Source organism: Aquirufa sp. TARAVU-A1A, from assembly GCF_054558675.1.
This window is the reverse complement of sequence record NZ_JBPXKP010000006.1, coordinates 106,493-119,392: the sequence shown is the minus strand read 5'-3', so window position 1 is coordinate 119,392 and position 12,900 is coordinate 106,493. Positions and strand designations below refer to the sequence as shown.

Sequence of the window (12,900 nt, the reverse complement as noted above, 5' to 3'; positions counted from 1 at the left end):
TTTCAAGGAGGCTAATTTCGGTAAAAATCTTGATATAATTAGATCGACAATGTACCCTTACGAGCAGATGCGATTAATGTTTTCTCGAAACCGTTTTTATTGATCGTACGGATTGCTTTCGCAGATACTTTCATACGAACCCAAACACCTTCAGACTCCAAAAAGAATTTCTTTGTCTGCAAGTTCGGGAAAAACTTACGCTTTGTCTTATTGTTCGCGTGTGATACGTTATTACCTACACGAGTTCTCTTTCCAGTTAATTGACAAACCTTTGCCATAATATGTTGTTTTTAAAATTGAATGCGATTCTAAAATTGTTTCCCTCAAAGGGATTGCAAAAGTAGGAAATATTTTGAAATATCCCAAAGGTCTTTACAAAATTTATAAAATGCCTTGGATTGTGTATCTTTGAGTCATGGCAAAGCGAAAAACCGACGAATCCGTTAGCAAGAAAATCATCTCTTCCTTGATCTGGTTAGGAACCTTGCCATTGTGCCTTTATACGCTACTGACCTATTTATTAAGCTATTCCCTAGTCATTGACCACTGGCTTGCAGGCTTCATCATGATGACCTTGCCCTATGCCCAAGTGCTCTGTTTTATTTCCTTGATCTACTGGATGTTTCGTCGGGCCAAAAGGGCCCTTTTACCGCTCGTTGTCCTTGCGCTAGGTTATGGATTTATTCCCCGAAGTATTGTTTGGAATACAGCAAAACCCGCGACCAAAAAAGACCTGCGCGTCTTGAGCTATAATGTCTATGGGATGTATTCCAATAATTACATTGGGAATGAGGAGAAGGTCAAGGCATTAAAAAGTTTCATGCTGGACTACCAAGCAGACGTAAAATGTTTTCAAGAGTTTTATTCGCATGCAGATCGCAAGGCTTATCGCAGCATCAATATGATGAAGGAATCGTATCCGCATTATGCTTTTATCCCTTTGAAGGAAGATTTTTTTGAGGCCAAAGAAAAAATGGGTCTGGCAATTTTTTCGAAATATCCCATCATTCATCAATCAGGCAAGCAATTTGGTAATTCGGCCAATGGCTATTTGTATGCGGATATAGTTGCCAAAGAAGACACCTTCAGAATCATCAATGTGCAATTGTGGTCGATGGGCATTCGCGTAGGACGTGTGACAGGTAAAATACGCGATCAAGATTATGAAGATGCGAAGAAAGAAGGCCGTGGCATCATGAATTCGTTGCGAAAAGGATTTATTCATCACAAAGATGAAATGTCGCAGATTAATCGGCTTATTCAGGAGAGCATGTATCCTGTGATTGTTGTGGGCGACTTGAATGAGACTCCTTATGGATGGGCCTATGGCACCTTGCGGGAGCGTTTGAAAAATTCATTTGAAGAAGCTGGCAGAGGATTTGGTTTTACGTTAAATCGAAGCCCTTATTTGGTGCGCATCGATAATCAATTTTATTCGAAAGACTTTACGGTAAAACAATTTGTTACGCTACGTAACATCAACTATTCCGACCATTTTCCGATCGCAGCGGATTATGAACTAAAATAATGCGCGGAGTGTGAAAGAGATCATGTGAAAATTTTGGCCTCTTTTGATGATTAATTCTATCTTTTTACCCTCTTTTTTTCGTAGCATTCGATAGATATCACCCAAACGATATTCACTCGCACGCATGCCATTGATAAACCACAATTCATCGCCTACCTGAATGCCAGCCTCCTCAGCCGGTGAGTTCGCTTGAATGGTTTCAACAATAAATTGCTGATAGGTTGAACCCTGCGCTCGAAAACTCAAACCCGACATCCCCAAATCAAACTGCCTCCTCCATTGTCGGGCGATCGGCTTCAAAACAACATATTGATCCAAATAATGAAAGGTGACAATGAAGCGTCGCAAGAATTCTCCACCTAAACTCCCATGCAAATCAGCGGAATTTATTTTTTGCTGTGTTGATTGCGCAAAGGTAAACGCCGCGGGAACCTGTGCCCAAGTCCAGGGACCCAAACTCAATTGAGGCACACGTCCCCAATTCCCCAAAATGGCCCCATTGAGCCCCTTCCCCAAATAAACCTGCTTTTCAGAATAATGAAACATACTTGAATCCACCGCATTTCCATCTAAGAACAGGACATGCCCAGCCCCTGAATCCAATAATAAACGGTTGGCCAACGGAACATGTTGATCGCTTGTAATTTGGGCTGCACGGATATAAGGTTTGTTATCGACCATTTCCAAAGGAAAACGAGCTCCTTTTCGTTTGGAATAGCGATATTGTTTAGCTCTTCTGAGAATAAGTCGCTGGCGCGCATAATCGATGGTCACGACCGCATTCGCAAATAATTCATAGCCTAAAACACCTTGAATTTTTGTTCCTACATAATCCGACAAATTGAGTTGATTACTGGAGACATAAATCAGATTTTGATGAGAAGCAGAGGCCTGACCGACCTGAATTTTTACATCGATCAGCACCTGTGCCTCAATGGGCTTTTCGTCACCCAAACCCAAAAGATCAATTTTGCGGACAGATTTTAAACCGAGTTTTTGAAAGGCAAGACTATCGGTCAACAGGGTGGTTCCAAGGCCTGTGTCAACCAAAAAACGCAGGGTATCCGAGGCATTTAATTTAATCGGGATGACAACCAGGTTCGCATGTAGTTCGAAGGGAATTTCAATCCGTTTTTGCTTTGTGGACCATTGGAATCCTAGGCCAAACTCCTGCAAGGAATCGAGCTTGAGCTGGTTTCCTTTCGAGGGAAACAGCAGCAAGGCAAAAAAGCAAGAAATTAGGCTTGTTCGCATGATGACCCAATCTACTCAGGTAAAACGAAAAAATCGTCTATTTTTGTCTTTGCTATGAAGAAAAAATCAAGTAATCAATTGTGGAAGGTGCTAGGCACAAGCTTCGGGGTGGCTGTAACGCTTGGCGGAACAGTGGGAACAGGGATTCTTCGCAAGCCCGGTCCTATCGCTGAGCTATTACACAATCCTTCGTTGATTATTGGATTATGGCTTCTCGTTGCGGCTTATGCGCTTTTAGGGGTAAGTTGCGTGCTCGAATTAAGTCTTTCTATCCCAAAGGCGGGCGCTTGGTATGGCTATGCGGAACGGGCATTTGGCAGATATATTGGATTTTTGGTGGGACTAAGTTCCTGGCTCGGGACCGTTACCGCCTTAGGTTTTGGGTCTTATACATGCAGCGAATACCTCGCCATTCTTTTTCCGAGTTTACAAGAATATGTATTGTATTGCGCCATTTCCATCCTACTTATTTTATGGTTTTTCCACCAAATGGGCGTCGTCCTCGCAGGGAAATCGCAAGAATGGTTGAGCGGAATCAAAGCCTTAGCACTCATCGGCTTTATCGTTATTTGTTTCATGCAAGGTGATGGTGGCACCTGGCATGCTAGCCCCGCAGCTCCGAGCGGCTTACCCTTATGGTCTGGAATACTAACCGCTTTACTTTCCATTTTCTATGCCTTCGACGGTTGGCATACCGCCGCCTATTTCACAGAAGAAAATAAAGATCCCGTGAAAAGCATGCCCAAATCCATGTTTATCGGGGTAATCGTGGTAGCTTTCATTTACATTCTTATCAACATCGGTATCTTGAATACGCTATCGTGGGCAGAATTAAGTCAAAGCAAACTCGCTGCCGCGGATGCTATGCAAAAGATTCTCGGGGCCCAAACAGGTCGCTGGGTGACAACCTTTTTAATGCTCAGTATTTTAGGCATCCTGAATACACAAGTCATGTTTGCCCCTCGAGTTATCTTCTCAATGAGTCGGGATGGATTATTTTTTGAAGGTGCTGGCAAGGTGAATGCCCAAGGTAGTCCCACGGTTGCGACACACATGACGGTGGGTTTGGCGTGTTTGTTTTTGGTCAGTAGCCAGTCGATTAGTGACCGCCTATCCGACATCGCCACGTTCTTTTTTGTGGCAAGTTATTTAGCGGGCTTTGCTTCCTTGTTGCGCTTGAGAAAAACAGAACCTGAATTGCATCGTCCCTATCGGGTTTGGGCTTATCCCTATTTACCTCTTCTGCTCGTGTTTATTTCGAGCTTATTTTTGGCAGGGACGCTGATTCAAAATACGTCGAGCATTCCTTTTGTGATTGGGTTTATGGGCATCAGCTACCTCGTGTATCGCTTTGGCTTATCGAAGCGCGTTTAACAGACCTAATATATCCTGCTTCATCGCAGCTATAGACCGATTTCCCAAATTCGACATGATGGAAAACACGAACATTTTACCCTGTGCATTCCGATAATAACCCGCTAAATTATAAGTATTCCCAAAGGAACCCGATTTCGCATAAAAGCGAGAATTATTTGTGGCAGGCACCATTTTTCGAACTGTTCCTGTCCGACCCGATTCCGGCAAAAGCTTGAATAAACGAGCTTCACTAACCTCTGCTTTCAATTTCAATAAAACAGCAACTAAATCTTTGGGGCGCATCAAATTATAGCGCGAGAGTCCCGAACCATCCACCCATTTCAAGGGAGCCAATAATGAATCTTCCTTTTTTAATTTCTCAATGATTTTGCTGGTCGGCCCAACCCAATTTTTCTGAGCTGCGATCAAGTAAAGTAATTGCTCGGCAATCTGATTATCACTGAAATGTAACATCGGAAGATAAAGACTGTCCGTTTTGCCTGCATAGGCCAATACCGACCGAGCATCAAAAGCTTGGGGATAAGCCAAAACAGGCTTGCCCAACTGAGCGGTCAATAAGGCGGCAGATTGCTTAGCCGAAGTGATAAATGGTACTGCTACGGTTGGCATTTTTTGAACGGTTGGAACTTCGAATGCATTTGAAGTTCGATCTCTTTGCACAAATTGACTTTTCCCTGATTTAACCTGCGGCTCAAAATAAGGAGGAAAAACTTGTACGACGCCTGAATTGATAGAAAAACGGACTTGATTATTATACATTGGAATGGATGATATTTCAGCAGAATAATCATCAGCATAATCATCCCAGGCCCACCCTTCACCTAAGGGCTTACTATGTTCATCGGAGTCAGCTAATACCAATACCTTGTTCGTTACGCTTAACTTCTTCAACAAAGCATCCCCCTTTAAATCTGGATGCAATAAACTCGGATCTCCCGTTCCCCAGAAATAAAGCGTATCCTGAGTTTCTAAATAACGATAAGTTGGAATGGAATCAGGCAAGATCCGCGTTGCCTCCAAAAATGTGACCAATTTGGCGTTCGATGCCGGCATGAAATAATGGTCGGCATGGTGCTGAAAAACGACTTTCCCACTCTCCAACGCTTGAATCAAAACACCTGATGCTTGTTCATCCAGATGACCAGTTTTAAATGCTTTCGAAATTCGAGTGCTTGTACATGATACGGCCATCAAGCCAATCAACACGAGGGATGCCAGTAGTTTCATAGCTTAAAGGTAAAAAAAATCTGTATTTTCGTGCTCAAATAATAAGAATGCTTGTAGCTTTTGTCATCTTTTATTTAGTCTTAAACCTGTTGGTCGGTTGGTTTGCTAGCACCAAAGTGCGCACCACAACCGACTTCGTTTTAGCGGGTCGTACCTTGTCATTGGGTTTAGCGACGATGGTAACATTTGCAACATGGTTCGGTTCGGAAAGTTTAATGGGTGCTCCCCGTGAATTTGTCCATGGAGGACTGTATGCCGTGATTGAAGAACCTTTCGGCGCTGCATTAGGCTTATTCATTGTGGGTGCGATTTATGCCCGAAAACTTTATCCATTACCCGTATTAACCTTCAGTGATTTTTTTCGCATTCGCTTCGGTGGCCTATCCGAAAAAGTATCTGCCTTGGTGATGATACCCTCGTATTTCGGCTGGATTTCTGCTCAATTAGTCGCTTTAGGACTCACCCTGCATCTATTACTCCCCATCAGCACGGAAATGGGCATCGTTATCGGAGCATTATTGGTGATGACCTACACGCTGATGGGAGGTATGTGGTCCATCTCCATCACCGACTTCCTTCATAACATTATCCTAATCGTGGGCTTATTAATTCTGGCCTATTTATTGTTAGATAAAATTCCGGATTTGGGGGTATTTATACGCCAACAACCCAAAGGATTTTTCCGTTTTACGCCACTTTCCTCCGACCCCGTCGAATGGTTGAAATACTTAGGTGCTTGGATGGTGATTGGGCTGGGAAGCATTCCGCAGCAGGATATTTTCCAACGGGTCATGTCGGCAAAAAGCAGCCCCATTGCTGCCAAAGCGAGCATCGCGGCTGGAACGATGTATCTAAGCATTGCGATGCTACCCTTATTGATTGGATTAATAGGCGTTCGATTATACCCAAGTTTATTGGCTGATGATACGTTATTAATTCCAAATTTGGTCATGCGTTTTATGCCCTATGGAATTCAAATCTTGTTTTTAGGTGCTTTGCTATCGGCCTTATTGAGTACGACGAGTGGGGCGATCTTAGCCCCAGCATCTGTGTTGGGCGAAAATTTGCTGAAACCGATGATGAAGCATCCTTCCGACAAAAAAGTATTGGCCATTATCCGCCTCTCGGTGGTATTGGTGACAACAGCTTGTATTGGAATGGCCGTCAGTAGGCAGAATATTTTTGAACTCGTGGGAGAGGCTTCAGCGTTTAGTTTGGTTTCCTTATTTATTCCACTGAATGCGGGATTGTGGTGGAAAAAAGCTAGTGCGATGGGTAGCCATCTGAGTATGATTTTGGGCCTATTTGTGTGGGCCTATTTTCACTTCATGCATCCTACGGAGATACCTGCCATTTGGTTTGGACTTGTAGCCAGTATGTTGGGATTGTTGGTAGGAACCTATGGATTTCCTAAGCCAACCAAGGCTGTTGAATAGTTCCGATGTATTTTCCTTTTTGCTGGGTCAAAATTAGGTCCAATAAATTCTCGCCCACATTGGGATACATAATAACCTGTGCAATTTGTTCAATAGGCATCCATAAAACCTCCATGGCACTTGTTTCATCTGCTTGCAATTCTGGAATACCGGCGAGTAATTCGCCCTCAAAAAGAATATGCAATACGTCATCGCGTTTTTCGCTGCCACCCACTTGGCCCATGACAAGCATTTCGCCAACTTCCACATCGATGCCTAATTCCTCCATGCACTCGCGCACGATGGTTTCACTCAACAATTCGCCCGGATCTGGATTTCCACCGGGAAGGTTATAGATAAATTGTTCCCCGTACTGATACTTCATGACGAGTAAATGATTGTTTTCAATTAGGACTAGAGCTGGTCTGCAACGCATAAATTAGGGTAATACATCTTTAAATTAACATTATTTTTCGAATTGTCCTACCTTTGCAATGCTAAAACCTGCCAAATGACCGTTCAAGACGTTTGCAATTCCATGGAAACATGGGCGCCATTAAGTTGGCAAGAATCCTATGACAACGCAGGACTTCTCTGCGGAAGTCGAACACAAACCGTATCCGGTGTACTCATCAGTTTAGACTGTACCGAAGCCGTCGTTCAAGAAGCCATCTCTAAAGGCTGCAACATGATTGTGGCCCACCATCCTATCGTGTTTAAAGGATTGAAATCCTTAACGGGCAAAGATTATGTGGAGCGGACAATGATTTTGGCCATCAAAAACGATGTGGCGATTTACGCGAGTCATACCAATTTGGATCATGCACCCAAGGGCGTTAGTTACCAATTAGCCCAAACACTAGGCTTGGTCAATGGACAAGTATTACGCCCATTTAAACAAGCCTTAAAGCAATTAACCTACTTCGTCCCAAGCGATGCCGCTGAAATGACTCGGACAGCTCTACACGCAGCCGGAGCGGGTAACATTGGCAATTATTCCGACTGCAGTTTTAGTCAAATGGGGACGGGCCGATTTACACCGAATGAAATAGCTAATCCAACGATTGGGACAAATAATCAAGCGGAGGCAGTTCAAGAAGATCAGGTACAAATGATTTTTCCGGCGCATTTGGAAAATAGAATTATTCAAGCGTTGAAATCCTCACATCCTTACGAAGAAGTGGCCTATTTTATTCAAGCCTTAGATAATACGTGGGATGAAGTGGGATCTGGCTACATCGCTGAATTACCTACTTCAATGGATTCAAACACATTCAGTACGTATTTAAAAGCGAAATTGGGCTTGAATCATTTCCGATATACGGCCTGGCTCGGTAAACCTATTAAACGCATTGCAGTATGCGGAGGCGCTGGAAGTTTTTTACTCAAGGATGCGATAAAAGCCGGTGCGGATGTTTTTATCAGTGGCGATTTCAAATATCATGAATTCTTTGATGCGGAAAATCATTGCACCATTTGCGATATAGGCCATTATGAATCGGAAGTCATGATAAAGGATGCAATCCATGCTTATTTATCAAATAATTTTAGTACTTTTGCCGTTCTGAAAAGTATGACCAACAGCAATCCTGTGAGTTATGCATAATTTTAGAGCGAATTAATAATTCAAACGCAACAAGAAGAATGGCTACAGTTACCGAAACTACAATTGCCCAAAAGTTAGAAGGCTTATTAAAGCTTCAAACCATTGATTCAGCCTTAGACAATATCAAGAAAGTACGAGGTGATTTACCTGAAGAGGTTCGTGATTTAGAGGATGAAATCGCTGGTTTAGAAACTCGTTTAACGAAATTCCAATCTGAAATCAGTTCATTCGAAGAGCAAATCTCGAATTACAAAATTTCTAAAAAGGACTCTGAGAAGCTTATTGTTAAATACAAAGAGCAACAAATGAATGTCCGCAATAACCGTGAATTCGATGCTATTTCGAAAGAAATCGAATTACAAGGTTTAGAGATGGAGATTGCTGACAAGCGCATTAAAGAAATCGATTTCAAAGTTTTGAACAAAAACGACGAAATCGCTAGCGTAGAATCTAATTTACACGAGCGCAAAAAAGATCTTGAAATCAAACAAAAAGAATTAGAGGTGATCATCGGCGAAAGCGAAGAAGATGAGCAAAAATTCTTAAAAGATCGCGATAAAGCATTGAAAAGTGTAGAAGAGCGCTTATTGAAATCTTACACAAAATTACGTGACAACGCAATCAACGGCTTAGCTGTTGTTATGGTGAAGCGTGGTGCTTGTGGCGGTTGTTTCAGCTCAGTACCTCCACAACGTCAAACAGATATCAAAGACAAGAAGAAATTGATCGTTTGTGAGCATTGCGGACGTATTTTGGCAGGTGTTGAGGATCCAATCCCAGCGCCGGAAAAAGAGAAAAAACCACGTGGAAAAGCAGCAACTGCAGCAGCAGCAGCAGCGGCGGCAACAGCGGCTGAATAGCTTCCTCCTGTAACATAAAAAAAAGCCTGACGTAATCGTTAGGCTTTTTTTATGTTCATATAACGGGCATAAAAAAAGCTCAGCCTTCCGACTGAGCTCTTCATACATATCGAGTTTCTTATTTCTTCAACATCCCTAACAGGGCGCTTAATTTATCCTTCATATCCTTGCGATCAACGATGAAATCTAAGAAGCCATGATCCAAAACGAAATCAGCGCTTTGGAAACCTTTTGGCAAATCTTTACCTATCGTTTCTTTGATAACACGAGGTCCGGCAAAACCAATTAAAGCACCCGGTTCCGCGATGTTAAAATCGCCCAACATCGCAAAGGATGCGGTCACACCACCGGTTGTGGGGTCTGTCAACAAAGAGATATACGGAATTTTTGCTTCTGCTAATAGCGCTAAACGAGCTGAGGTTTTTGCCATTTGCATCAAGGAGAAACCTGCCTCCATCATACGCGCACCACCAGAACGAGAAATCATCAAGAATGGCGTTCCTGTTTTCAAGGAATGATCGATAGCACGAGAAATCTTCTCACCTACCACGGAACCCATGGAACCTCCAATGAAACTAAAGTCCATGGCAGCAATCGTAATAGGCATTCCGTTCATGTCGCCATATGCTGCACGGACAGCATCTTTCAATCCCGTTTTGTGCTCCGTGGCTTTTACACGATCCGTATATTTTTTTGTATCTGTAAAGTTCAAAGGATCTCCTGAACTCAACATCGGGTCTAATTCTGTATAACGTGATTGGTCAAAAAGCAATTCGAAATATTCCTGTGAACCAATTTTTTCGTGGTAATTACAGCTTGAACAAGTGAATGCGAACAAGCGGTGTTCCCGTGTATGTAATGCTTTTTTGCAAGATGGGCATTGATACCAAAGTCCATCGGGTGCTTCACGTTTAAATTCGGTGGGAGTCTGAATCCCTTTATCTTTTCTTGTAAACCAAGACATAATGCTAAATTAAATGTTTGCAAAGATAATTAAAAAGGCATTAGCTTCTCTATTTGACCAAGACAAATCGCTTCAAAACCACTTGATTTTCTACCTGTAATTGCAAGGCATAAGTTCCAGAAGCCAAATAGGATAAGTCAATCTGACGTTCAAATCGATTGCCTTGCGTCGGATAATTTTGATTAAATACAGATCTTCCCTGCAAGTCAATCACGCGTAGAGCCATTCCATTCAAATCACTCGCCTGCTCATACACAACCTGCAAAAGGCCCGAACTTGGATTTGGGGAAATTTGAAGGCCCTTAACAATAGATGATGGTTCGATGGCCAAAATAGGATCCACTTTGGGTGCTTGAATCTTTAAATTATCTACGGCCCAACCCCAGCCATGCGCACCCACATCCGCATGCAAGCGGAAGCGAACGATTACTTGATCATTCACACTGAATTTTCCGGAGGCCAACATATCTATTTCATGGCTTTTCACCATGGTACTTGTTGCAATGGCCGTTGAATTTCCATCCGCATCGCTAGCGCTATTCCATTTGGATAACCAAGTAGAATAAAGGTTCGAATCCCAACCATTGGCAAAATTATACCAGGTCTTCCCTTGATCATTTGAGCCTTGAACAATCACATAATCAAAGAAACTACGATTCACCGTACCATCCGCATTTAAGAAAGATTCTCCCGCTTCACCTGGTTCCACCAACACAATTTCATCGAAGGTAATTTTCGGGTTATCGGCAGAAATTTTAATGGGCTTCAACAAAATCGCATCGGAATTCGTGAATTTATCCGTACCGCCAACCCCATCATAAGACTCCTCATTTCCATCCGCATAAGGGTGTACGGAATGTAAGGCTCCACTCGAAAAGCCTGCTGCTTGCGTTAAATTAAATCCTTTCAAGAAGAAATCTGCCGAAGGCGTCGTATCAAAATTTTGCACATAAGATGCCACAGGATCTGCTAAAGCCAAGACTTTAAAGTCGTAGTATCCCGAAGCTGGACTATAAACAATGTTGGAAATCTTAGCCGCATCAGCCACAACCACCCGATAACGGATGACATCCCCTGCCTTCAACTGTCCTGAGGTAAAATTAAAATTATTACTATACTTAAACGTTTCACCAGTGATTTTGGTAAAATCTTTCCGAACAAATGCTGCACCATTGATTGAATATTCCATGTAAACCGCAGAAATGCCAATATTGTCCGAGGTCAGCAACGTTGGCAAGACAACAGTCGTCTGCGAATTAAAGATATACTTCAATGGGTTGGCATAAATAACCACAGGCTTCACGGTATCCGCACCCACGGTAAAGTCAAAATAACTCCCAAAGTTCGTTCCCGCGATCACTGGCGCCTCTGCAGGCGTGGTAAATTTCTTCCCGCCCGCATCATTCGCCGTCCAATAATAATTAATCTTGCGCGTTGCGGAAGATTTTGGCAAGGTGTATGTGTAGGTATTTCCCGACTTGACTAAAGGCATGGAAGTCGCAGACAAAATACTTTTATCAATCGCCATCATTAATTTAACGGACGATTCATTAATCAAGGTATCCGAATAGACTTTGGCGGTAAAAACTATGTCCTTTGAAACATCCTCGGTATCATTATAATTATCAGCGATGATGTTTGAGGATGACCACCCAAAATCACTGAATGCTCCCAAAACGATTGGCCCAATATCACGAGTTACCTCACCGCGTGCAATTTGCGGTGTCATGAGGGCATTCGGGTCGCCAACTTTATATTTCGCTTGGTCAACGTGGTATATACTTGAGCCATCCGAAAAATTCGTCGGCGCATATAATTTCCCTTTTTCACCATTCATTCGAACGATATTCGGAGAACTGATAAAAAGGCTATTCGAAGACACTTGCGTTTTCAAAGTGGCTGACGGATTATCAAACTTAGTTGTATCCATCAGGGCCGCACCGGCCGAATTAATCATAAACTGGTCAAAAATACCTGGATACCCGTAGGCCGCTTGTGATTTATCAGAGGTCAATCCAACCTGCCCGATAAAGCCTAGCCCATGCCCAAATTCGTGCAAAACTACCGAATACAAATCGATTTGATTGATTTTAGGAACACCATCCGTTCCTGTATACCAATCTGTAAAGTCGGAATTAAAGGTTGCCACAATATCCGGATTCGTACCATTCAAATTCTTATGGGCCATTTTCTCGGCTAATGCTACAGGGTACCAGGTATTCAGACGATTAGACCCAACAAAATTCCGAACATTGGTTGATGCCCCCGCACTTCCCAAAACCCCTGTCGCCAAGGATTTCCATTGCACATAAATATTGATGGTAACGTCTGAATTTAGGGATGTAGCCCAAAGGTTCGCCGCTCGTTCAAAAATTGTCTTGATATCTGCAGGCGGAACGGTTTCATAGGTTACAACAACCTGTGTTCCGGCCTTCACACTTTGTTGAGCTTGCGAGGCACGTGCATTTCGATTTTGGATTTCCTCTAACATGCGTTGAGAATACCCTTCCGGAAGTTCCCGGTGAATGCCTGATTTTTCGGGTGTATATTCCTCGACGATTAAGCCGGGCTTAAACTCCATTTTAATTTTTTGCGCCAAGAGATTACTCGTGCTTCCAACTAAAACCAACAACAAATAGTAGTAAAACTTCTTCATAGCACGAATTTAA

General features: G+C 42.8%; 11 protein-coding genes. 5 read left to right on the top strand and 6 right to left on the bottom strand.

The window, feature by feature from the left end; all coding sequences use genetic code 11:
- Nucleotides 1-38: 38 nt before the first annotated feature.
- On the bottom strand, nt 39-278 hold the full coding sequence (gene rpmB, locus V7S75_RS09505; protein ID WP_377983608.1) for a 50S ribosomal protein L28: 240 nt from the start codon (nt 276-278) through the stop codon (nt 39-41).
- Nucleotides 279-415: 137 nt separating this feature from the next.
- On the opposite strand from rpmB, the gene V7S75_RS09500 reads away from it, so the two are divergent.
- Nucleotides 416-1,528 (top strand): endonuclease/exonuclease/phosphatase family protein, encoded by a 1,113-nt coding sequence (locus tag V7S75_RS09500; protein ID WP_459513415.1) that lies wholly within the window; start codon nt 416-418, stop codon nt 1,526-1,528.
- On the opposite strand, the gene V7S75_RS09495 is transcribed toward V7S75_RS09500, so the two are convergent.
- Nucleotides 1,520-2,782, bottom strand: a complete 1,263-nt coding sequence (locus V7S75_RS09495; RefSeq protein ID WP_459513413.1) for a pepsin/retropepsin-like aspartic protease family protein — start codon at nt 2,780-2,782, stop codon at nt 1,520-1,522. The two genes, V7S75_RS09500 and V7S75_RS09495, sit on opposite strands and share 9 nt — an antisense overlap.
- A 54-nt stretch (nt 2,783-2,836) precedes the next feature.
- Here V7S75_RS09495 and V7S75_RS09490 point away from each other — a divergent pair, with 54 nt between their 5' ends.
- Complete coding sequence (locus V7S75_RS09490) at nt 2,837-4,156, top strand: APC family permease (RefSeq protein WP_459513411.1); 1,320 nt, start codon at nt 2,837-2,839, stop codon at nt 4,154-4,156.
- On the opposite strand, the gene V7S75_RS09485 is transcribed toward V7S75_RS09490, so the two are convergent.
- Nucleotides 4,139-5,386: a D-alanyl-D-alanine carboxypeptidase gene (locus V7S75_RS09485; RefSeq protein WP_459513409.1), complete on the bottom strand. Its 1,248-nt coding sequence runs from the start codon at nt 5,384-5,386 to the stop codon at nt 4,139-4,141. The genes V7S75_RS09490 and V7S75_RS09485 overlap by 18 nt on opposite strands.
- Before the next feature lie 47 nt (nt 5,387-5,433).
- Here V7S75_RS09485 and V7S75_RS09480 point away from each other — a divergent pair, with 47 nt between their 5' ends.
- A complete protein-coding gene (locus V7S75_RS09480; protein ID WP_459513407.1) occupies nt 5,434-6,822 on the top strand; it encodes a high affinity choline transporter 1 in 1,389 nt (462 codons plus the stop codon).
- On the opposite strand, the gene V7S75_RS09475 is transcribed toward V7S75_RS09480, so the two are convergent.
- Complete coding sequence (locus V7S75_RS09475) at nt 6,797-7,237, bottom strand: NUDIX domain-containing protein (protein WP_459513405.1); 441 nt, start codon at nt 7,235-7,237, stop codon at nt 6,797-6,799. The genes V7S75_RS09480 and V7S75_RS09475 overlap by 26 nt on opposite strands.
- Nucleotides 7,238-7,312: 75 nt before the next feature.
- On the opposite strand from V7S75_RS09475, the gene V7S75_RS09470 reads away from it, so the two are divergent.
- Complete coding sequence (locus tag V7S75_RS09470) at nt 7,313-8,407, top strand: Nif3-like dinuclear metal center hexameric protein (protein ID WP_459513403.1); 1,095 nt, start codon at nt 7,313-7,315, stop codon at nt 8,405-8,407.
- 38 nt (nt 8,408-8,445) lie between these two features.
- The gene (locus V7S75_RS09465) at nt 8,446-9,267 is read left to right on the top strand and encodes a zinc ribbon domain-containing protein (RefSeq protein ID WP_459513402.1); all 822 of its coding nucleotides are present in this window, start codon (nt 8,446-8,448) and stop codon (nt 9,265-9,267) included.
- 118 nt (nt 9,268-9,385) lie between these two features.
- Here V7S75_RS09465 and accD read toward each other — a convergent pair whose 3' ends face one another.
- Nucleotides 9,386-10,231, bottom strand: a complete 846-nt coding sequence (gene accD / locus V7S75_RS09460) for an acetyl-CoA carboxylase, carboxyltransferase subunit beta (RefSeq protein WP_377976850.1) — start codon at nt 10,229-10,231, stop codon at nt 9,386-9,388.
- A gap of 49 nt (nt 10,232-10,280) precedes the next feature.
- Nucleotides 10,281-12,887, bottom strand: coding sequence for a T9SS type A sorting domain-containing protein (locus V7S75_RS09455; protein WP_459513400.1), 2,607 nt, complete (start codon nt 12,885-12,887; stop codon nt 10,281-10,283).
- Nucleotides 12,888-12,900: the final 13 nt, after the last annotated feature.

Coding starts and splice junctions, on each gene's coding strand:
- V7S75_RS09485 (WP_459513409.1), bottom strand. CDS start 5,386: ATGAAACTACTGGCATCCCTCGTGTTGATTGGCTTGATGGCCGTATCA.
- V7S75_RS09500 (WP_459513415.1), top strand. CDS start 416: ATGGCAAAGCGAAAAACCGACGAATCCGTTAGCAAGAAAATCATCTCT.
- V7S75_RS09495 (WP_459513413.1), bottom strand. CDS start 2,782: ATGCGAACAAGCCTAATTTCTTGCTTTTTTGCCTTGCTGCTGTTTCCC.
- V7S75_RS09465 (WP_459513402.1), top strand. CDS start 8,446: ATGGCTACAGTTACCGAAACTACAATTGCCCAAAAGTTAGAAGGCTTA.
- V7S75_RS09455 (WP_459513400.1), bottom strand. CDS start 12,887: ATGAAGAAGTTTTACTACTATTTGTTGTTGGTTTTAGTTGGAAGCACG.
- rpmB (WP_377983608.1), bottom strand. CDS start 278: ATGGCAAAGGTTTGTCAATTAACTGGAAAGAGAACTCGTGTAGGTAAT.
- V7S75_RS09470 (WP_459513403.1), top strand. CDS start 7,313: ATGACCGTTCAAGACGTTTGCAATTCCATGGAAACATGGGCGCCATTA.
- V7S75_RS09475 (WP_459513405.1), bottom strand. CDS start 7,237: ATGCGTTGCAGACCAGCTCTAGTCCTAATTGAAAACAATCATTTACTC.
- accD (WP_377976850.1), bottom strand. CDS start 10,231: ATGTCTTGGTTTACAAGAAAAGATAAAGGGATTCAGACTCCCACCGAA.
- V7S75_RS09490 (WP_459513411.1), top strand. CDS start 2,837: ATGAAGAAAAAATCAAGTAATCAATTGTGGAAGGTGCTAGGCACAAGC.
- V7S75_RS09480 (WP_459513407.1), top strand. CDS start 5,434: ATGCTTGTAGCTTTTGTCATCTTTTATTTAGTCTTAAACCTGTTGGTC.